17 protein-coding genes are annotated in these 19,991 nt (G+C 69.8%); 4 read left to right on the top strand and 13 right to left on the bottom strand.

Annotation, left to right across the window (positions count from 1 at the left end; translation table 11 throughout):
- Positions 1–42: 42 nt before the first annotated feature.
- The 9 genes from serA to FB561_RS33785 all read right to left on the bottom strand — a co-directional run bounded on the left by serA (position 43) and on the right by FB561_RS33785 (position 11,151).
- A complete protein-coding gene (gene serA, locus FB561_RS33825; protein WP_145814092.1) occupies positions 43–1,641 on the bottom strand; it encodes a phosphoglycerate dehydrogenase in 1,599 nt (532 codons plus the stop codon).
- A 118-nt stretch (positions 1,642–1,759) separates the two neighbouring features.
- The gene (locus tag FB561_RS33820; protein WP_145814091.1) at positions 1,760–2,938 is read right to left on the bottom strand and encodes a S1 family peptidase; all 1,179 of its coding nucleotides are present in this window, start codon (positions 2,936–2,938) and stop codon (positions 1,760–1,762) included.
- 100 nt (positions 2,939–3,038) lie between these two features.
- The gene (gene ilvC / locus FB561_RS33815; protein ID WP_145814206.1) at positions 3,039–4,058 is read right to left on the bottom strand and encodes a ketol-acid reductoisomerase; all 1,020 of its coding nucleotides are present in this window, start codon (positions 4,056–4,058) and stop codon (positions 3,039–3,041) included.
- Between the two features lie 42 nt (positions 4,059–4,100).
- Entirely contained in the window at positions 4,101–4,757 is a 657-nt protein-coding gene (gene ilvN / locus FB561_RS33810) for an acetolactate synthase small subunit (protein WP_145814090.1), read from the bottom strand.
- Entirely contained in the window at positions 4,757–6,505 is a 1,749-nt protein-coding gene (locus FB561_RS33805) for an acetolactate synthase large subunit (protein WP_145814089.1), read from the bottom strand. The genes ilvN and FB561_RS33805 overlap by 1 nt, the downstream gene beginning before the upstream one ends.
- 400 nt (positions 6,506–6,905) lie before the next feature.
- Positions 6,906–8,594 carry a dihydroxy-acid dehydratase gene (ilvD, locus tag FB561_RS33800; RefSeq protein WP_145814088.1) on the bottom strand — a complete coding sequence of 563 codons (1,689 nt, stop codon included), beginning with the start codon at positions 8,592–8,594 and terminating at the stop codon, positions 6,906–6,908.
- Between the two features lie 142 nt (positions 8,595–8,736).
- On the bottom strand, positions 8,737–9,021 hold the full coding sequence (locus FB561_RS33795) for a ubiquitin-like small modifier protein 1 (RefSeq protein WP_145814087.1): 285 nt from the start codon (positions 9,019–9,021) through the stop codon (positions 8,737–8,739).
- The gene (locus FB561_RS33790) at positions 9,018–10,109 is read right to left on the bottom strand and encodes a WD40/YVTN/BNR-like repeat-containing protein (protein WP_145814086.1); all 1,092 of its coding nucleotides are present in this window, start codon (positions 10,107–10,109) and stop codon (positions 9,018–9,020) included. Before FB561_RS33790 ends, FB561_RS33795 begins: the two co-directional genes overlap by 4 nt.
- A gap of 112 nt (positions 10,110–10,221) precedes the next feature.
- Entirely contained in the window at positions 10,222–11,151 is a 930-nt protein-coding gene (locus FB561_RS33785) for a 2-hydroxyacid dehydrogenase (protein WP_145814085.1), read from the bottom strand.
- Positions 11,152–11,271: 120 nt separating this feature from the next.
- On the opposite strand from FB561_RS33785, the gene FB561_RS33780 reads away from it, so the two are divergent.
- Both FB561_RS33780 and FB561_RS33775 read left to right on the top strand, forming a co-directional pair.
- Entirely contained in the window at positions 11,272–12,651 is a 1,380-nt protein-coding gene (locus FB561_RS33780; protein ID WP_238335286.1) for an FAD-binding oxidoreductase, read from the top strand.
- Between the two features lie 44 nt (positions 12,652–12,695).
- The gene (locus FB561_RS33775) at positions 12,696–13,934 is read left to right on the top strand and encodes a cyclopropane-fatty-acyl-phospholipid synthase family protein (RefSeq protein WP_337692337.1); all 1,239 of its coding nucleotides are present in this window, start codon (positions 12,696–12,698) and stop codon (positions 13,932–13,934) included.
- Positions 13,935–14,037: 103 nt separating this feature from the next.
- Here the strand turns inward: FB561_RS33775 and FB561_RS33770 are convergent, their stop codons facing one another.
- Positions 14,038–14,493, bottom strand: coding sequence for a DUF4240 domain-containing protein (locus FB561_RS33770; RefSeq protein ID WP_145814083.1), 456 nt, complete (start codon positions 14,491–14,493; stop codon positions 14,038–14,040).
- 355 nt (positions 14,494–14,848) lie between these two features.
- Between FB561_RS33770 and FB561_RS33765 the strand changes: the two genes are divergently transcribed.
- Entirely contained in the window at positions 14,849–15,814 is a 966-nt protein-coding gene (locus FB561_RS33765) for a PQQ-dependent sugar dehydrogenase (protein ID WP_238335285.1), read from the top strand.
- 210 nt (positions 15,815–16,024) lie between these two features.
- Positions 16,025–16,474 (top strand): general stress protein, encoded by a 450-nt coding sequence (locus FB561_RS33760; protein WP_145814081.1) that lies wholly within the window; start codon positions 16,025–16,027, stop codon positions 16,472–16,474.
- Positions 16,475–16,528: 54 nt separating this feature from the next.
- Here FB561_RS33760 and gatB read toward each other — a convergent pair whose 3' ends face one another.
- Genes gatB through gatC form a run of 3 tightly spaced genes read right to left on the bottom strand, consistent with a single transcriptional unit; the run spans position 16,529 to position 19,823 of the window.
- Positions 16,529–18,025, bottom strand: a complete 1,497-nt coding sequence (gene gatB / locus FB561_RS33755; protein ID WP_145814080.1) for an Asp-tRNA(Asn)/Glu-tRNA(Gln) amidotransferase subunit GatB — start codon at positions 18,023–18,025, stop codon at positions 16,529–16,531.
- Positions 18,022–19,527: an Asp-tRNA(Asn)/Glu-tRNA(Gln) amidotransferase subunit GatA gene (gene gatA, locus FB561_RS33750; protein WP_145814079.1), complete on the bottom strand. Its 1,506-nt coding sequence runs from the start codon at positions 19,525–19,527 to the stop codon at positions 18,022–18,024. The genes gatB and gatA overlap by 4 nt, the downstream gene beginning before the upstream one ends.
- Positions 19,527–19,823, bottom strand: coding sequence for an Asp-tRNA(Asn)/Glu-tRNA(Gln) amidotransferase subunit GatC (gene gatC, locus FB561_RS33745; RefSeq protein ID WP_145814078.1), 297 nt, complete (start codon positions 19,821–19,823; stop codon positions 19,527–19,529). The genes gatA and gatC overlap by 1 nt, the downstream gene beginning before the upstream one ends.
- Positions 19,824–19,991: the final 168 nt, after the last annotated feature.

Raw genomic sequence — 19,991 nt, 5'->3', positions numbered from 1 at the left:
CCGGACGACCTGCGGTGAGCAGGTAGCCCGGGACCGATCGACTCAGAGCTCCAGGTCGACCGCGCGCGCGGTGTCGGCCTGGACGGCCTTGGCGATGTCGTCGAGCACGGTCGTCGCGATCGTGGAGTCGACGGCCAGCGCGACCAGCGCCTTGCCACCCTTGCGGTCCCGGCTGACCTGCATGCCGGCGATGTTGACGTCGGCGTCGCCGAGGATCCGGCCGACCTGGCCGACGATGCCCGGACGGTCCTCGTAGCTCAGGAACGCCAGGTGCGCGCTCAGCTCGATCTCGACGTCGAAGCCGTCGATCTCGACCAGCCGCTCGGACTGCTTGACGCCGACCAGGGTGCCGGAGACCGAGACCTGCTCGCCGTCCGCGAGGGTGCCGCGCAGCGTGATCAGGTTGCGGTGCTCGGGGCTGTCGTGGTCGGTGACCAGGCGGACCTCGAGACCACGCTCGGCGGCGAGCAGCGGGGCGTTCACGTACGAGACGTTGTCCTCGACGACGTCGGCGAAGACCCCCTTCAGCGCGGCCAGCTCGAGCACCTTCACGTCGTACTGGGTGATCTCGCCGCGGACCTCGACGTCGAGCTGCTGCGCGACGCCGCCGGCCAGCGCGGTGAAGATGCGGCCGAGCTTCTCGGTCAGCGCGATGCCCGGCCGGACGTCCTCGGCGATGACGCCGCCCTGGACGTTGACCGCGTCCGGGACCAGCTCGCCCGACAGCGCGAGCCGGACGGACTTGGCGACCGCGATGCCGGCCTTCTCCTGCGCCTCGTCGGTGGAGGCGCCCAGGTGCGGGGTGGCGACGACGTTCTCGAACTCGAACAGCGGGGAGTCGGTGCACGGCTCGGTCGCGAACACGTCCAGGCCGGCGGCCGCGACGCGACCCTCCTTCAGCGCGGTGTAGAGCGCCTGCTCGTCGACGATGCCGCCGCGGGCCGCGTTGACGATGATGACCTCGGGCTTGACCTTGTGCAGCTGCTCGTCACCGATCAGGCCGATCGTCTCCGGCGTCTTCGGCAGGTGCACGGAGATGAAGTCGGACGCGGCCAGCAGCTCGTCCAGGGAGGCGAGCCGGACCCCCATCTGGGCGGCGCGGCCGGCCTGCACGTACGGGTCGTACGCGATCACGTTCATGCCGAAGGCGGCCAGCCGCTGCGCGACCAGGACGCCGATCCGGCCGAGGCCGACGATGCCGACGGTCTTCTCGAACAGCTCGACGCCGGTGTACTTGCTGCGCTTCCACTCGCCGTTCTTCAGCGACTGGTCGGCGGCCGGGACCCGGCGGGCCGCGGCGAGCAGCAGCGCGACGGCGAGCTCGGCGGCGCTGGTGATGTTCGAGGTCGGGGCGTTGACGACCATCACGCCGGCCTGGGTGGCGGCCTTGACGTCGACGTTGTCCAGGCCGACCCCCGCGCGGGCGACGACCTTCAGCTTCTTCGCCGCGGCCAGCGCCTCGGCGTCCACCTTGGTGGCGCTGCGGACCAGGATCGCGTCGACGTCGGCGATGGCGGGGATCAGTTCGGCGCGATCGGCGCCGTTGGTGTGCCGGATCTCGAAGTCCGGGCCGAGGGCCTCGACGGTGGCCGGGGAGAGCTCTTCGGCGATCAGGACGACGGGTCGGGTGGCGTCAGTCATGGGAAGACAACTCCTGCAGAAGCGGTAGGGGCTCGAAAGGTCAGAGCACCGCGCTGTGCCCGCTGGCTCCGATGCTACCAGTCGCCCGGTGGCACCTTCGGGCGCGTGTCAGTCCGTGTCAGTCCGTGTCACAGCCCGGGCTGCCGGTGAGGGTGGCGGTGCTGTCGATCCGCAGCCGCTGCTGCTCGCGGACCAGGTGGTACCGGATGTCCAGCCGGCTGCAGGTCTGGCCGCGGGCGCCGGCGCTGTTCGGCGAGAACAGCACCGTGAAACTCATCCGCGCGTCCGCCGCATCGCCACCGTCGCCCGCCGTGACCTCGGTGATCACGGCACCGAACGCGTACGACGTCCCGTGCTTCCTCGCGTCCACCTTCGCGTCACCGCGGTCCTTCAACCGCTCCGAATACGTGTCCTGCATCGCGTCGAAGTCGTGCCGGTTCAGCGTGTCCAGGTACTCCCCCAGCGTCGCCCGGACCTCGCCCGCCAACGGGGTGTTCGCCACCGCCAGATCCGGCTCGGCGGCGTGCTGTGGTCCGCGGGCGAACTGGCAGCCGCCCGTCGGTTCCGGCGTGATCGCCGCGTCCGGACCGGCGTACCCGCGCAGCTCGGTCAGGCCGATCACCTTGCCGGTGGCAACGGTCTCACCGGCGAGCAGGCCGATCACGTCGCCGTCGTGGTCGACCAGGGGCGCACCGAGGGCGCCGTCGTCGAGGATGTCGGTGAGCGCGCGCGGCCGGTTCGCGGTACCGGCCTGGCGGATCACCTGGTCGCCGTCCCCGTCGTACGCCACGAACGCGCGCTCGGCCGCATCCCGGGGCGGCCCTTCCGCGATCGTGGCCGTCGGGAACTCGAGCCGGCCACGGACCCGCAGTACGCCGATGCCGTCGCGGGTCACCCCGAGGACGTTGGCCTGCCGGACGCGGCCGTTGTCGGTGAGCAACGCGACCGAGACCGGGGTACGGATGGCCGAGGCGGCCGTGAGGACGAGTCCGCCGGGCAGGAGTACGCCGGACGCCTGGCCGGTGCCGTCGCACGTGGTGGCGAGGACGCGGACCACACTCGGTCCGGCCAGGCCGAGCACCTTCTCGGTGTCCAGGCCGAGGCTCTGCTCGCGGACCAGCCAGCCCGCACCGGCCCCCAGTACGAGCACGAACACGACCAACGGGACCAGGAACCGGAACCGCAGCTTCGGCGGTAAGGGCTCCGGTGAGACCGGGCGGCGTGGCTCGATCGTGGTCTGCGGCCCACTCGGGATCCGCCGAGGTGGCCTGGGCAGCTCGCGCCTGCCGTCCCCCATCAAGGCCTCCCCCGCACGCTCCGTGCCCTGATTCTGTCAGAAACGAGCAGTTGGCCCCCACCGTGTCGCACGGTGGGGGCCAACGTCACGCTGCCGGTGCTCAGCGAGCGGCGGTGCCTTCGGTGTAGTCGTCGTCGTGCGACTTCACCCACGCCATCAGGGCGCGCAGCTCGCGGCCGGTCGCCTCGATCGGGTGCGCCTCGCTCTTCTTGCGGAACTCGGCGAACTCCGGCGCGCCGGCGTCCTGGTCCGCGATGAAGCGGTTCGCGAAGGTGCCGTCGGTGATGTCGGACAGCACGTCCTTCATCCGGGCCTTCACCGAGTCGTCGATGATCCGCGGGCCGGACACGTAGTCGCCGTACTCGGCCGTGTCGGACACGGACCAGCGCTGCTTGGCGATGCCGCCCTCGTACATCAGGTCGACGATCAGCTTCAGCTCGTGCAGGCACTCGAAGTACGCGACCTCCGGCTGGTACCCGGCCTCGGTCAGCGTCTCGAAGCCGGCCTGGACCAGCGCCGACACGCCACCGCAGAGGACGGCCTGCTCACCGAACAGGTCGGTCTCGGTCTCCTCGGTGAAGGTGGTCTTGATGCCGCCGGCCCGCAGGCCACCGATGCCCTTGGCGTAGGACAGCGCGACGTCCCAGGCCTTGCCGGTCGCGTCCTGCTCGACCGCGACGAGCACCGGCACACCCCGGCCCTCGGAGTACTCCCGGCGGACCAGGTGACCCGGGCCCTTCGGCGCGACCATGAACACGTCGACACCCGCCGGCGGCTTGATGTAGCCGAACCGGATGTTGAAGCCGTGACCGAAGACGAGCGCGTCGCCGTCCACCAGGTTCGGCTCGATGGCCTCCTTGTAGAGCGCCCGCTGGGCCGGGTCCGGCGCCAGCACGACGATCACGTCGGCCTCCTCGCAGGCCTCCGCCGGGGTCAGCACCCGCAGCCCCTCGGCCTCGGCCTTGGCCCGGCTCTTCGAGCCCTCCGGCAGACCGACGCGCACGTCGACCCCGGAGTCGCGCAGGGACAGCGCGTGGGCGTGGCCCTGGCTGCCGTAGCCGAGCACGGCCACGTTGCGGCCCTGGATCACCGACAGGTCGGCGTTGTCGTCGTAGAACATTTCAGCTGCCACTGGTAGAACTCTCTCCTCGATATCGGCTGCTCAGGCCTGGGTAGACGCGGACTGGGCAGTACTGCTGGGTGCCGCGCGGTGACCCGGCGGCGGCGCCGGCACCGGGTGATGGGGACGCTCGGCGGGCTTCGCCTGCAGGACGGGACCGCCGGTCGCCACGTGCGGCGGCGGGACCGGGACCGGGCGCAGGGTGCGGTCGGAGATGGAGCGGCCGCCCCGGCCGATCGCGACCATGCCGGACTGGACCAGCTCGCGGACGCCGAACGGCTCCAGCACCCGCAGCATCGCCTCGAGCTTGTCCGGGTTGCCGGTCGCCTCGATCGTGATCGCGTCCGGAGCCACGTCCACCACCTTGGCACGGAACAGCTGGACGGTCTCCAGCACCTGCCCGCGGGTGAGGGTGTCGGCCTTCACCTTGACCAGCAGGAGTTCCCGTTGGACGGTCTGGGTCGGCTCCAGCTCGACGATCTTGATCACGTTCACCAGCTTGTTCAGCTGCTTGGTGATCTGCTCCAGCGGCTGCTCGTCGACGCTCACCGCGATCGTCATCCGGGACACCTCGGGGTGCTCGGTCGGGCCCACCGCGAGCGAGTCGATGTTGAACCCGCGCCGGGAGATCAGGGCGGCCACCCGGGCCAGCACACCGTGCTTGTTCTCGACCAGGATGCTCAACGTGTGCTTGGTCATCACAGCTCCTCGGAGTCCCACGTGGGGGCCATGTCGCGGGCGATCTGGATCTCGTCGTTGCTGACGCCGGCGGCAACCATCGGCCAGACCATCGCGTCGCGGTGCACGACGAAGTCGACCACGACCGGCGCGTCGGTGACGGCCATCGCCTTCTCGATCGTCGCGTCCACGGAGTCCTTGTCCGAGCAGCGCAGCCCGACACAGCCCATCGCCTCGGCCAGCTTGGCGAAGTCCGGGATCCGGGTCGAGTGCAGGTCGGTGTTGGAGTACCGCTTGTCGTAGAACAGCGTCTGCCACTGCCGGACCATGCCGAGCGACTGGTTGTTGATCACCGCGACCTTGATCGGGATGCCCTCCAGCGCACAGGTGACCAGCTCCTGGTTGGTCATCTGGAAGCAGCCGTCGCCGTCGATCGCCCACACCGTGTTCTCCGGCCGGGCCACCTTGGCGCCCATCGCGGCCGGCACCGAGTACCCCATCGTGCCGAGACCGCCGGAGTTCAGCCAGTGCCGCGGCTTCTCGAACGGCAGGAAGTGCGCGGACCACATCTGGTGCTGGCCGACGCCCGCGGTGTAGATCGCGTCCGGGCCGGCCAGCTGACCGATCCGCTGGATCACGTACTGCGGGGACAGCGTGCCGTCGGCCGGCTCCTCGTACCCGAGTGGGTACTTGGCCTTCACCGTGTCCAGCTGCTTGCGCCAGGCGTCGTACGACGGGGTGCTGCCGGCCGCGCCGATCTCGGTCCGCAGGGCGGCGATCAGGTCGGAGATGACCTCCTTGCAGTCGCCGACGATCGGCACGTCGGCGGCCCGGTTCTTGCCGATCTCGGCCGGGTCGATGTCGGCGTGGATCACCTTCGCCTCGGGCGCGAACGAGTCGAGATTGCCGGTCACCCGGTCGTCGAAGCGGGCGCCCAGCGTGATCAGCAGGTCGGACCGCTGCAGGGCGCCGACCGCGGAGACCGAGCCGTGCATCCCCGGCATACCGAAGTGCAGCTCGTGCGTGTCGGGCAGCGCGCCGCGAGCCATCAGGGTGGTGACGACCGGGATCCCGAGCAGCTCGGCGAGCTCCTTCAGTTCGGCCTCCGCCTGGGCCCGGATCACGCCGCCGCCGACGTACAGGACCGGCTTCTCGGCCGCGACGATCAGCCGGGCCGCCTCGCGCACCTGCTTGGGGTGCGGGCGGGTCACCGGGCGGTAACCGGGCAGCGACAGCTCGGTCGGCCACTGGAAGTCGACCTTGGCCTGCATCGCGTCCTTGGTCACGTCCACCAGGACCGGACCGGGCCGGCCGGTGTTGGCGATGTGGAACGCCTCGGCGATCGTGCTGGCGATCTCGTTCGGGTCGTTCACCAGGAAGTTGTGCTTGGTGATCGGCATCGTGATGCCGCGGATGTCGGCCTCCTGGAACGCGTCCGTGCCGATCGCCGCGCTGGCGACCTGACCGGTGATCGCGACCAGCGGCACCGAGTCCATGTAGGCGTCCGCGATCGGGGTGACCAGGTTGGTCGCGCCCGGGCCCGAGGTCGCCATGCAGACGCCGGTCTTGCCGGTGGCCGCGGCGTAGCCCTGGGCGGCGTGGCCGGCGCCCTGCTCGTGACGTACCAGGATGTGGCGGATCTGGGTCGAGTCGAGCATCGGGTCGTACGCCGGGAGGATCGCCCCGCCCGGGATGCCGAAGACGGTGTCCACTCCGGCATGTTCCAGTGCGCGGATCAGAGCCTGTGCCCCGGTCAGCTGCTCACTCATGAGTGCCTTCCCTGTTCGCTGTCACGCTTGCTGTCACGGTTGCTTTTCGCGACCGATCCGTCCTCGACCAGTGGCCTGTCGTCGCCGCGGTCCGGGGTGTGGAACCGTGCCCTGACAACAGAAAACCCCCTCCGCCGGGTGGGCTGAAGGGGGCGCGCTCGACTCGGGGTCGCGTCAGTCGGCGCGCCGCACAAGTACGAGGAGAATCGATCGCATGCAGTCACCATTGCCGACTCCCCTCGATCCGGTCAAGCGTGCCGCCCGACTGTCCCACTGAGTGAGACGGGCGTCTTACTTCTGATCAGTCTAGGCCGGGCCCCCGAAGCACGGCGCCGCCGGGGGCCTCCGGGTCACCAACCAGTACTGGCCGGTATCACGCAGTACTGCGGTGGGTTCGCGGTCAGATGCAGACCGCGCCTTCGGACGCCGAGCGGACCAGCCGGGTGTACTTGCCGAGCACGCCCTTGGTGATGTTCGGCGGCTTCGGGGACCAGCCCTGCCGGCGGCGCTCGAGCTCCTCGGGCTCCACGTGCAGTTCCAAGGTCCGGTTCTTCACGTCCAGGGTGATCCGGTCACCGTCCTGGACGAACGCGATCGGCCCGCCGTCGACGGCCTCCGGGGCGACGTGGCCGACACACAGGCCCGTCGTACCGCCGGAGAAGCGCCCGTCGGTGAGCAGCAGCACGTCCTTGCCGAGACCGGCGCCCTTGATCGCCCCGGTGACGGCGAGCATCTCGCGCATCCCGGGACCGCCCTTCGGCCCCTCGTACCGGATCACCACCACGTCGCCGGCCTTCATCGACCCGTCCTCGACCGCGTCCATCGCGCCGCGCTCGCCGTCGAACACGCGGGCCGTGCCCTCGAACACGTCCGAGTCGAAGCCCGCGCTCTTGACCACGGCGCCCTCCGGAGCCAGCGAGCCGTGCAGGATCGTCAGGCCGCCGGTGTGGTGGATCGGCCGGTCCAGCTCGCGGAGGATCACGCCGTCGAGGTCCGGTGGCGCGATGTCGGCGAGGTTCTCGGCCATCGTCTTGCCGGTGACGGTCAGGCAGTCGCCGTTCAGCAGGCCCGCGTCGAGCAGGGCGCGCAGGACCACGGGGATCCCGCCGACCCGGTCGACGTCGGTCATCACGTACCGGCCGAACGGCTTCAGGTCGCCGAGGTGCGGAACCTTGTCGCCGATCCGGTTGAAGTCGGACAGCCGCAGATCGACGTCGGCCTCGCGGGCGATCGCGAGCAGGTGCAGCACCGCGTTCGTCGAACCGCCGAGCGCCATCACGACGGCGATCGCGTTCTCGAAGGCGCCCTTGGTGAGGATCTGCCGCGCCGTGATCCCCTGCCGGAGCAGGCCGACGACCGCCTCGCCCGACCTGCGCGCGTACCCGTCGCGGCGCCGGTCGACCGCGGGCGGCGCCGCCGAACCGGGCAGCGACATCCCGAGCGCCTCGGCGGCTGCGGCCATCGTGTTCGCCGTGTACATCCCGCCGCACGCGCCCTCACCGGGACAGATCGCCCGCTCGACGGCGTCGACCTCCTCCCGGGTGATCAGGCCGCGGACACACGCTCCCACCGCCTCGAACGCGTCGATGACGGTGACGTCCTTGTCGCCCAACCGGCCAGGCATGATCGACCCGGCGTACAGGAACACGCTCGCCAGATCGAGACGCGCGGCCGCCATCAGCATGCCGGGCAACGACTTGTCACAACCGGCCAGCAGGACGGAACCGTCGAGCCGCTCGGCCTCCATCACCGTCTCGACCGAGTCGGCGATGATCTCCCGGCTCACCAGCGAGTAGTGCATGCCGACGTGGCCCATCGAGATGCCGTCCGACACGCTGATCGTGCCGAACTCGAGCGGGTACCCACTGGCCGCGTGCACGCCGTCCTTGACCGCCTTCGCGAGCCGGTCGAGGGACAGGTTGCACGGGGTGATCTCGTTCCAGCTGGACGCGACGCCGATCTGCGGTTTGGCCCAGTCCTCGTCGCCCATCCCGACCGCCCGGAGCATGCCCCGGGAAGCGGTGGCCTCGAGCCCGTCGGTGACCGTCCGGCTCCGCGGTTTGATGTCGGGTTCGCTCTGCGCAGACATGGGACTCACTCTAGGACCCCACCTTCCGCAGTCAACGAACTACCCAGGGTTGCGTTCTTGGTGAACTCGACCTCCCCGACCACGGACGCGCCGACGTGGTAGTTGCCACCAGCAACGGCTGGGTCTCCGCCGAGTAGCCGACTCAGCCGCCTGCCACGCTGGGGAGGATCAGCAGTTCGGCGCCGTCGGGGAGTGGGGTGTGGAGGCCTTTCAGATCGCGGATGTTGTCGCCTGCGAGGAAGACGTTGACGTGGCGGCGGAGTTCGCCTTGGTCGTCGGTGAGGCGTCGGCGGAGGGCCGGGTGGTCCTGCTCGAGCTGGGCGAAGACCGCTCCCACCGTCGCGTCGCCGTCCAGGTCCAGTCGCACGCACTCGGCGCCGCCGGCGAACGGTCGCAGGACGGTCGGGATCTTGACGGCGACGGTCATGGCAGCACGGCCGCGCGAACGGTGAGGACGTCCGGCAGGTGCCGTGCGACCTCGGTCCAGGTGTCGCCGGCGTCGGGGCTCGCGTAGACACAGCCGTCCCGCGTCCCGAGGTACACGCCGGCCGGGGTGCCCTGGTCGACACAGAGCGCGTCGCGCAGCACCGGGGCGTACGACGGGACGTCCGGCAGGCCCTTGGTCAGCGGCTCCCAGGTCGCTCCGGCGTCGCGGGACCGGAACACGCGGCAGCTCGCGTCGGTGGGGATGCGGTTCCCGTCGGCGATCAGCGGGAAGACGTACACGGTGTCTGGCTCGTGCGGGTGGACCGCGATCGGGAAGCCGAAGTCCGACGGCAACCCGTCCGCGATCGACTTCCAGATGGCGCCACCGTCGTCCGAGCGGTACACGCCGTGGTGGTTCTGCGCGAACAGCCGGTCCGGGGCGTCCGGGTGGCCGGCGAGCTTGTGCACGCACTGGCCGAAGTCCGGGTCGGGGTCGGGCATGAAGTACGCCTTGATGCCGTGGTTCGCCGGCGACCAGGACGCGCCGCCGTCGGTGGTCTGGTACACGCCGCCGGTCGACATCGCCACGCTCATCCGGTCCGGGTCGGTCGGATGCGGCAGCACGGTGTGGATCGCCTGGCCGCCGAACCCGGCGCCCCAGTCCTGCCGATGCGGGTGGTCCCACAGCGCGCGGACCAGGTCGAACGTCACGCCGCCGTCGGTCGACTTCCACAGCGAGGACGGCTGCGCCCCCGCGTACACGACACCTGGCTGGTCCGGTGGCCCCGGCTGGATCTGCCAGACCCGCTCGACCGAGGCGTCCGCGTCCGCGGGGAAGCCGATGGAACCCTGCGGCGGCTCGTCCCAGGTCTTGCCGAGGTCGTCGGAGTGGAAGACGGCCGGACCCCAGTGCTCGCTGGTCCCACCGGCGAACAGGCGCGGCTGCTCACCCCGGGTGTCGATCCCGACCGAGTAGACGCCCTGCATCTCGAACTGCGGGCCCTCCACAGTCCAGAGCCGGCGAGCTTCGTCGCTGCGGCCGATCCAGAGCCCCTTCTTGGTGCCGATCAGCAGTACGGTCTCGGACATCGTCGTCCACTCCCCTAGGTCGTCGTCCAGGTTGTCAGGGGTACGTCGGAGCACCCGTACCCTGATTCGACAAACCTGCCACGACCCGCCGACATTTTCAGCCGGCGACGACCTACCGTTGCGGGCCGGCCACCACGTTGATCAGCGGCTCACCCTTCGCGTACCGCTCCAGCTGGGCCTTCACCAGCCGGGCGACCCGTGGCGCGAACGCGGTCGAGGCGCCGCCGCGATGCGGGTTGATCAGCACGTTCGGCGCGGACCATAACGGGTGCCCGGCCGGCAACGGTTCGGGGTGGGTCACGTCCAGCGCGGCCCGGAGCCGGCCGGTCGTCAGCTCCGCCAGCAGCGCGTCCGTGTCGACGATGACACCGCGAGCGACGTTGACCAGCAGCGCCCCGTCCTTCAGCCGGCCGAGGAACTCGGCATCCACCAGCCCCCGGGTCTGCGGAGTCGCCGGAGTCAGCAGGACGACCACGTCGGCGCGCGGGAGCAACGCGGGCAGGTCGGTGATCGGCGAGACCCCCTCGCGGGCCCGCCGGGCGACGCGGATGACCTCGCACTCGAACCCGGCCAGCCGCCGCTCCAGCGCCTCACCGATCGAGCCGTACCCGAGGATCAGGACCGTCCGGTCCGCGAGCGAGTCGTCCAGCCCGGGCTCGGCCGGCCACAGCCCCTGCTCCTGGTTTTGCACGGCGCGCGGCAGGCGGCGGTACATCGCCAGCGTCAGCGCCACGGCCAACTCGGCGGTCGACGCGTCGTGGACGCCGCGGGCGTTGCACAGCGTCACGCCCTCGGGCAGGTGCTTCTCGAAGTTCTCGTACCCCGCGGTCTGGGTCTGCACCACCTTGAGCGACGGCATCTCCGCGACGATCTCGACGACCTCCGACTTGCCCATGTAGTCGGGGACGTAGAACTCGACCTGGTCCAGCGACGCCGGCCGGTCACCGCCCGCGTAGTACTCCGTGTCGAGTCCCACCGGAACCCCGCCGAGGAAGCTGTCCGGGTCCTCCCACGGCAGCCACGTCTTCACCGCATCAGCCATGCTCCGAACCTACCCCGCCGACCCGGACCCGTTGCCACACAGCCCGAGGACCGGACCGGCCTGGCGATGGGTGACTGGTAATCACGTGCCGCGTCCGGAGCGTCGTCGTACTCTGAATGGGTGCCTTCGACATCGGGTCTGGCGTCGAGTGTGGAACACGAGCAGGCGGTCGGGATGCTCCGAGCGTCCTACCAGCGCATTCCCCCGGGCGATCCGGTCCGGCTGGCGAAGCGCAGCTCCAACCTCTTCCGGCCCCGGACCGCGGTGGACTCTCCCGGCCTCGACGTCTCCGGCCTGACCGGCGTCGTTGCCGTCGACCCCGTCGCCCGGACCGCCGACGTGCAAGGCATGTGTACGTACGAGGACCTGGTCGACGCGACGCTCCCGCACGGCCTGGTACCGATGGTGGTGCCCCAGCTCCGCACGATCACGCTCGGCGGCGCCGTGACCGGTCTGGGGATCGAGTCGTCGTCGTACCGGGCCGGGTTGCCGCACGAGTCGGTGCTCGAGCTGGACATCCTGACCGGCGCCGGCGAGGTGATCACGGCCCGGCCGACCGGCGAGCACGCGGACCTGTTCCGGACCTTCCCGAACTCGTACGGCTCCCTCGGGTACGCGACCCGGCTGCGGATCGAGCTGGACCGGATCTCGCCGTACGTCGCGCTCCGGCACGTCCGGACCGGGCTGGACGAGCTGGCGCCCACGATCGAGGAGATCATTGCCGCAGGCACCTATGACGGTGCGCCGGTGCACTTCCTCGACGGGGTCGCGTTCAGCCCGTCCGAGGCGTACCTGACCCTGGGCCGGAATAGCGACACCGCGATCCGTCCGAGCGACTACACCGGGCAGCAGATCTTCTACCGGTCGATCCAGCAGCGCCCGACCGATTCCCTCACCGCGTACGACTACCTGTGGCGCTGGGACACGGACTGGTTCTGGTGCTCCCGGGCGTTCGGCGCGCAGGTCCCCTGGGTCCGCCGGGTCTGGCCGCGGCGGTGGCGGCGCAGTGACGTGTACTACAAGATCGTCGCCTTCGAGAACCGTCATCAGGTTGCCGCCGGCATCAATCGTCGTCGCGGCCGGCCGGACCGGGAACGCGTCGTCCAGGACGTGGAGATCCCGGCGGATCAGCTGGCCGGGTTCCTGCGCTGGTTCGACGCCGAGGTGGGGATGCGGCCGGTCTGGCTGTGCCCGTTGCGGCTGCGCTCGGACCAGGCGTGGCCGCTGTACCCGCTGGCTCCCGCGACGACCTATGTGAACGTGGGCTTCTGGGGCACGGTACCGATCGTGCCCGGCGCCTCCGACGGTGACGTGAACCGGCGGATCGAGGCAGCTGTCGCCGACTTCGGCGGCCACAAGTCCCTGTACTCCGACGCCTACTACGACCGGGACACGTTCGACCAGCTGTACAACGTCCCGGCCCTCACCGAGGTGAAGCACAAGTACGACCCCGACGCCCGGCTCACCGGGCTCTACGAGAAGGCGGTGACGCGCCGATGACTGCTACAGCGACGCAGGTCTCGATCGCAGGCGCACTCACACGGGTGGCGCCTGACGGACTCCCTTTCCGGTTCACGGCGTACGACGGCAGCGCGACCGGGCCGGCGGACTCCCCGATCCACATGCACCTCGCCACCGAGCGAGGTCTTTCGTACATCTTGACCGCGCCGGGCGACCTGGGGATGGTCCGGGCGTACGTGATGGGCGACCTGGAGATCGAGGGCATCCACCCCGGTAACCCGTACGACCTGATGAAGATGATCCTCAACCAGGTCCACTTCGAGCGCCCGACTCCCGCGGAGGCACTGCGCATCGTCCGCGGCCTCGGCTGGTCGCACCTCAAGCCACCGCCGCCCCCGCCGCAGGAGCACCTGCCGAAGTGGCGCCGGACGTTCGAGGGACTGCGGCACTCACGGACCCGGGACAGGGCCGCTATCCATCACCACTACGACGTGTCGAACGCCTTCTACGAGTACATCCTCGGCCCGTCGATGACGTACACGTGTGCCGTCTTCCCGACCGCCTCGGCTTCACTGGAAGAGGCGCAGTACGAGAAATACGACCTGGTCGCGCGCAAGCTGGACCTCAAACCCGGCATGCGGCTGCTCGACGTCGGCTGCGGCTGGGGCGGCATGGTCCGGCACGCGGCCCGCGAGTACGGGGTGAAGGCGCTCGGCGTGACCCTCTCGTCGGCACAGGCGGAGTGGGCCGCCGACGCGATCAAGCGCGAGGGCCTCGACGAGGTGGCCGAAGTCCGCTTCAGCGATTATCGCGACGTCACCGAGTCCGACTTCGACGCGATCAGCTCCATCGGCCTGACCGAGCACATCGGTGTCCGCAACTACCCGGCGTACTTCGGCTTCCTGCTGGACCACCTGAAACCGGGCGGCCGCCTGCTGAACCACATGATCACCAGGCCCGACAACCGCCACCGCCCCACCGGCGCCTTCATCGACCGCTACATCTTCCCCGACGGCGAACTCATCGGCTCCGGCCGGATCATCGCCGAGGCCCAGGACGCCGGCTTCGAGGTGAGGCACGAGGAGAACCTCCGCGAGCACTACGCCCTGACTCTGGCCGGCTGGTCCAGAAACCTCCAGGCCAACTGGGACGCGGCCGTCGCCGAAGTCGGCTTCGCCACCGCCAAGATCTGGGGCCTCTACCTAGCCGCCTGCCAAGTAGGTTTCGAAAGAAACAACACCCAACTCCACCAGATCCTCGCCGTAAAACTGGACGACGACCACAACGCCCATTTTCCTTTGCGCCCCACGTGGGGCAGCTGAAGAAAATCAGCCCGCCAGGCTTAATTCCGAGGCGGCTACCGCACCTCAGCGCCGACGGACGTCCTTCCGCTGGCATCGTCGCAACGACCCGCTTACGGCGGGCCTACTCGGTCCAGCCTTGGACATTCGATGTCGACTCAAGAGGAAACATTGCCTTCAAGCTCGATTCTTCGCCGACCTTCTTCTCGTATGTCCCGGAGGCCAGATAGAGAAGTTCTTCCGCGGCCTGGGCGTACGGCCGGACGAACCGGGAGAACTCTGACGCGGCCAGCAGAACGGCGTCGTAGGCGTCCTGGCCGGACAGAATGCAGGCACAACGCGCGTACAGGAAGTGATCGCTGGTTTGAGGCAGTTCCAGTCCACCCGCCAATGACACCGGGATCTCAGCGAGTTCCCGCCTGTCGATCGTATGAGGAGCCTCGCGGAGCTTCCCCTCGAACTGGACCAGACCGTCCGGATCCAGCTCGCGAAGTTGCCCGGAGACCTGCTCAAGGGCCGACTGCACCTCACTGGCCGACCGCACGGAGTTCGATCCGACGATGCGCCAGAAAGCGGTCATCTCTCCACAGCTCCACCTGCTGAGGTCCTGTCTCGGCGAGGGCCGAGTCTCCGGGCTTCTCCGTCAGGCACGCTCGGGAGACTACGCAATGCCGCCCTTGGGGGAACCTTCGGTTGGTTTTCGGTGGGGGTCGTTACCTTGGGGGGAGGTTCCAGCTGGCGAGGGAGATGGCGTGAGGGTTGGCGCTCGTACTGCGGGTGTTGTGGTGGTTGTGGGGTCTTTGGTGGCCGGTTGCTCTGGTTCCGGGGACGGGGACTCGGGGGCCGCGCCTTCGATGACGCCGCCGGTGAGCAGTGCTACCCCGTCGGGTACGCCGTCCTCGCCTCCCGCTTCCAGTCAGGCGCCGCAAGGTCCGGTGAAGCTCGCCGTGGCCGGGACCGTGGCTACTGGGATCGAGGTGCCGTGGGGGCTCGCGTTCCTCCCTGACCGGTCCGCGTTGGTGACTGAGCGGGACTCGGGGAAGGTCAAGCGGATCGCCAACAACCAGGTGACCGAGGTCGGCACGGTGGACGGGGTGGATCCGTCCAGCGAAGGCGGGCTCCTGGGTATCGCCGTGGACCCGCAGTACCCGGGTCGCCCCTACGTCTACGTGTACTACTCGACGGGTGACGACAACCGGATCGCGCGGATGACGTACCAGGGGAATCGGCTCAGTGATCAGCAGGTGATTCTCGACGGGATCCCGGTCGCGGCTGTGCACAACGGGGGCCGGCTTCGGTTCGGGCCGGACGGGTACTTGTACGTCGGTACCGGGGACGGCCGTGAGGAGCCGAACTCGCAGAACGACGACTCGCTCGGCGGGAAGATCCTGCGCATCACCACCGACGGCAAAGCGGCACCCGGAAACCCCGGCAACAAGCTGTGGTTCTCCAAGGGGCACCGCAACGTCCAGGGTCTCGCGTTCGGAGGGAGCCAGTTGTACGCGGCCGAGTTCGGGCAGGACACCTGGGACGAGCTGAACGCGATCACCAGCGGGGCGAACTACGGGTGGCCGGCGGCCGAAGGGGTGAGCAACCTCGACGGGATGGTCGATCCGATCGCGCAGTGGAAGACCGACGACGCGTCGCCGTCCGGGATCGCGTTTGCCCAGGGCCACATCTTCATGGCCGGGCTCCGGGGTGCGCGGTTGTGGGCGATCCCGGTCGAGAACGGGAAGCGCACCGGGGAGCCGCAGGCATTCTTCACCGGCGAGTTCGGGCGGCTGCGGACCGTGGAGACGGCGCCGGACGGGTCCCTGTGGCTGACCACCTCGAACACCGACGGCCGCGGGGACGTCCGCGCCGGCGACGACCGCATCCTCCGCATCACCATCAGCCGCTGAGGCCGCGAAGGCCAATGATGCCGCTGGCACGCGACGGCGCGCGAAGTTGTTCACCCAGGTGACGTACGCCGCCTCCCGCACCGATCGCTGACGTTTCACCCTTCCGTGCTCTGGTACTAGTGGAAGGAACTCGTCGGCGATTCCAGGGAGGGGAACGTCTTGCGGCCCAGCAGGCCCAGTAGGGAGCCCATCGTCCACACCACCGTGCTCGTGTCCGCCAGCAGCTTCGGCGAAGCGCAGCAGACGGTCGAGGAGTTGCACGCGGCCGGGATCGGCCGAAGCAGCCTCGACATCGTCGGCGCCGATCTCCGGCTGGCCGACAGACCGAGCCGTGGGACCGTCTGGCGCTCCACCCGAACAGCCGCGGCGTACGGCGCCGCGGTCGGCCTGCTGCTCGGCGTGTTCATCACCCTGGTCGCCGAGACCAGCCTGACCGGGTTGTACGTGGTGGCCTGGGGCCTCGTGTACGGCGTGCTGCTCGGCACCCTCTTCGGGTTCTTCCACGGGCTGATCCGCCATCGCCCGGACCTGGAGAACCAGGAGGTCGTCGCGACCCGCTACGAGGTCCGCTGCGTCGAGGCGGAGGCGTCCGTAGCGAAGGCGGTCTTGCTCACTTCACGGCACGAGCCCACGGACGACAGCCTCACCGACGCCGCATAAACGAACGCCGGGCCCGAGGAGTACTCCCCGGGCCCGGCGACACGCGGTACGAACTCAGATCCCGAGCTTGGCGTTCAGCAGCTCGCGGACCTTGGCGGCGTCGGCCTGGCCACGCATGTCCTTCATCACCGCGCCGATCAGCGCGCCGGCCGCGGCGGGCTTGCCGGAGTTGACCTTCTCGACCACGTCCGGGTTCGCCGCGATGGCACGGTCGATCGCCTCGATCAGCGCCGAGTCGTCCGACACCAGCGCGAGCCCGCGGGCCTCGATGATCTCGGCCGGCGTGCCCTCGCCCTTGAGCAGGCCGTCGAAGACCTGCCGCGCGAGCTTGTCGTTCAGCGCGCCCTCGTCGACCAGCTTCTGCACCTCGGCGACCTCGGCCGGGCCGACCCCGAGCGCGTCGAGCTCGGTCCCGGTCTCGTTCGCCGAGCGGGCCAGCTCACCGAGCCACCACTTCTTCGCCGCCGCCGGGGTGACCCCCAGCTCGACGGTGGCGACGATCGGCTCGAGCGCGTTGCCGTTGACGACGTCGCGCATCTCCAGGTCGGTGAAGCCCCACTCCGCCTGCAGCCGGGCCCGCCGGGTGGACGGGGCCTCCGGCAACGTGCCACGGATCTCCTCGACCCACTCGCGCGACGGCGCGACCGGGACCAGGTCGGGCTCCGGGAAGTACCGGTAGTCCTCGGCGTCGGACTTCTCCCGGCCCGAGGTGGTGATGCCGGTGTCCTCGTGCCAGTGCCGGGTCTCCTGGACGACCTTGCCGCCCGAGTTCAGCACCGCGGCCTGCCGGGTGATCTCGTACGTCACCGCGCGCTCGACCGAGCGGAACGAGTTCACGTTCTTGGTCTCGGTCCGGGTGCCGAAGGTGCTGGACCCGCTCGGCTTGAGTGACACGTTCGCGTCGCAGCGCAGCGAGCCCTGGTCCATCCGCACGTCGGACACGCCGAGGGCGAGCAGCAGGTCGCGCAGCATGCTCACGTACGCCCGGGCGACGGCCGCGGCCTTCTCCCCCGGGACCTCGATCGTCTTGGTGACGATCTCGATCAGCGGGATCCCGGCCCGGTTGTAGTCGACCAGCGAGTGCGAGGCACCGTGGATCCGCCCGGTCGCGCCGCCCACGTGGGTCGACTTGCCGGTGTCCTCCTCCATGTGCGCGCGCTCGATCTCGATCCGGTACGTCTCGCCGTCGACGACGACCTCGGTCCAGCCGTTGAACGCGATCGGCTCGTCGTACTGGGAGGTCTGGAAGTTCTTCGGCATGTCCGGGTAGAAGTAGTTCTTCCGGGCGAACCGGCACCACTCGGCGATCTCGCAGTTCAGCGCGAGACCGATCTTGATCGCGGACTCCACGGCGCGCGCGTTCACCACCGGCAGCGCGCCCGGCAGCCCGAGACAGACCGGGCAGGTCTGCGTGTTCGGCTCGGCGCCGAACGTCGTCGGGCAGCCGCAGAACATCTTCGACACGGTGTTCAGCTCGACGTGGACCTCGAGGCCCATCACCGGGTCGTACTGCGCGAGCGCGTCGTCGATCTCGACCACGTCCACGGTCATCGGGTCACCTCCAGCTCCGGAGCCTTCGTCATCAGCACGCCACCCCATTGGTCGGCCAGCGCGGCCTCCAGCGCTCCGCCGACCTGGTAGCACAGGTCGTCGCGCAGCACCGGCGCCATCACGTGGAAGCCGACCGGCAGGCCGTCCTCGTCGGCCAGGCCGCACGGGAACGACGCGGCCGCGTTGCCGGCCAGGTTGGACGGGATCGTGCAGAGGTCGTTCTTGTACATCGCGATCGGGTCGTTCACCCGGTCGCCGATCGCGAACGCCGTGGTCGGGGTGGCCGGCGAGACCAGCACGTCGACCTGCTCGTACGCCTTCTCGAAGTCCCGCGCGATCAGCGTGCGGACCTTCTGCGCCTGACCGTAGTAGGCGTCGTAGTACCCGCTGGACAGCGCGTGCGTGCCGAGCATGATGCGCCGCTTGACCTCGGCACCGAAGCCGGCCTCCCGGGTCAGGCTCATCACCGTCTCGGCGCTGTTCGTACCGTCGTCGCCGACCCGCAGGCCGTACCGCATCGCGTCGAACTTGGCCAGGTTGGACGAGGCCTCGCTCGGCAGGATCAGGTAGTACGCGGGCAGCGCGTACTGGAAGTGCGGGCAGGACACCTCGACCACTTCGGCACCGAGCTTGGTGAGCAGCTCGACGGCCTCGTGGAACCGGGCCTCGACGCCCGGCTGGTACCCCTCGCCGCCGAGCTCCTTGACGACGCCGACCCGCAGGCCGGCGACGTCGGCCCGGCGGGCCGCCTCGACGACCGGCGGGACCGGCTGCTCGATCGAGGTGGAGTCCATCACGTCGTGGCCGGCGATCACCTCGTGCAGCAGGGCCGCGTCCAGGGTGGTGCGGGCACACGGACCCGGGGTGTCCAGGCTCGACGCCAGCGCGATCAGCCCGTACCGCGAGGTGCCGCCGTAGGTGGGCTTGACGCCGACCGTGCCGGTGAACGCACCGGGCTGCCGGATCGAGCCGCCGGTGTCGGTACCGATCGCGAGCGGTGCCTCGTACGCGGCGATGGCGGCCGAGGAGCCACCCCCGGAACCACCGGGGATCCTGGTCAGGTCCCACGGGTTGTGGGTGGTGCCGTAGGCCGAGTTCTCGGTGGAGGAGCCCATCGCGAACTCGTCCATGTTGGTCTTACCGAGGATCACGACGCCGGCCGCCTTCAGCCGCTGCACGACGGTGGAGTCGTACGGCGGCTTCCAGCCCTCGAGCATCTTCGAGCCGGCCGTGGTCGGCACGCCCTCCTGGGTCAGCACGTCCTTCAGCGCCAGCGGGACACCGGCCAGTGGGCCGAGGTGCTCACCAGCCGCGCGCTGGGCGTCCACGGCGGCGGCCTGCGCGAGCGCGCCCTCGGAATCGACGTGCAGGAACGCGTGCACCGCACCGTCGACGGCCTCGATCCGGTCCAGGTGGGCCTGGGTGATCTCCACCGCGCTGGCCTGCCCGGACGACATCAGCTCGGCCAGCTCGACCGCGGTCTTGCGGATCAGGTCGTTCATCAGTCCTCCTCCAGGATCCGCGGCACCCGGAAGCGCTGCTCCTCCGCGGCCGGCGCGCCGGACAGCGCCTGCTCCGGCGTCAGGCACGGCACGTTCACGTCCGCGCGCATCACGTTGGTGAGCGGCAGGGCGTGGGAGGTCGGCGGGATGTCGTCGGCGGCCACCTCGCTGACCTGGCCGACCAGGGCGATGATCTGGTCGAGCTGGGGTGCGAGGTGGTCGAGCTCGTCGTCGGTGAGCTCGATCCGCGCCAGTCGCGCCAGATGCGCGACCTCTTCGCGGGTAATGGATGGCATGAACGTGATCCCAAAGGTGCTCGAGGAAAACACCGAGAGGTTCCCGGTGTCACCCGAGCAATCCTAGAGGGCGCGGGTCGCGGGTCCGCACCGAGTTCCCCGGTGAATGGTTCACCAGCTGAACGGGCCCGGCGTGTCACTTTGTTCCGCTCTGTAACATTGGCCGCG

The organism is Kribbella amoyensis, from assembly GCF_007828865.1.
Lineage (GTDB): Bacteria > Actinomycetota > Actinomycetes > Propionibacteriales > Kribbellaceae > Kribbella > Kribbella amoyensis.
The sequence above is the reverse complement of the archived record's forward strand: the minus strand, read 5'-3'. Positions and strand labels throughout refer to the sequence as shown.

Coding starts and splice junctions, on each gene's coding strand:
- FB561_RS33770 (WP_145814083.1), bottom strand. CDS start 14,493: ATGACCGCTTTCTGGCGCATCGTCGGATCGAACTCCGTGCGGTCGGCC.
- ilvN (WP_145814090.1), bottom strand. CDS start 4,757: ATGACCAAGCACACGTTGAGCATCCTGGTCGAGAACAAGCACGGTGTG.
- ilvC (WP_145814206.1), bottom strand. CDS start 4,058: ATGTTCTACGACGACAACGCCGACCTGTCGGTGATCCAGGGCCGCAAC.
- gatA (WP_145814079.1), bottom strand. CDS start 19,527: ATGAACGACCTGATCCGCAAGACCGCGGTCGAGCTGGCCGAGCTGATG.
- serA (WP_145814092.1), bottom strand. CDS start 1,641: ATGACTGACGCCACCCGACCCGTCGTCCTGATCGCCGAAGAGCTCTCC.
- FB561_RS33785 (WP_145814085.1), bottom strand. CDS start 11,151: ATGGCTGATGCGGTGAAGACGTGGCTGCCGTGGGAGGACCCGGACAGC.
- gatB (WP_145814080.1), bottom strand. CDS start 18,025: ATGACCGTGGACGTGGTCGAGATCGACGACGCGCTCGCGCAGTACGAC.
- FB561_RS33805 (WP_145814089.1), bottom strand. CDS start 6,505: ATGAGTGAGCAGCTGACCGGGGCACAGGCTCTGATCCGCGCACTGGAA.
- FB561_RS33820 (WP_145814091.1), bottom strand. CDS start 2,938: ATGGGGGACGGCAGGCGCGAGCTGCCCAGGCCACCTCGGCGGATCCCG.
- gatC (WP_145814078.1), bottom strand. CDS start 19,823: ATGCCATCCATTACCCGCGAAGAGGTCGCGCATCTGGCGCGACTGGCG.
- ilvD (WP_145814088.1), bottom strand. CDS start 8,594: ATGTCTGCGCAGAGCGAACCCGACATCAAACCGCGGAGCCGGACGGTC.
- FB561_RS33795 (WP_145814087.1), bottom strand. CDS start 9,021: ATGACCGTCGCCGTCAAGATCCCGACCGTCCTGCGACCGTTCGCCGGC.
- FB561_RS33790 (WP_145814086.1), bottom strand. CDS start 10,109: ATGTCCGAGACCGTACTGCTGATCGGCACCAAGAAGGGGCTCTGGATC.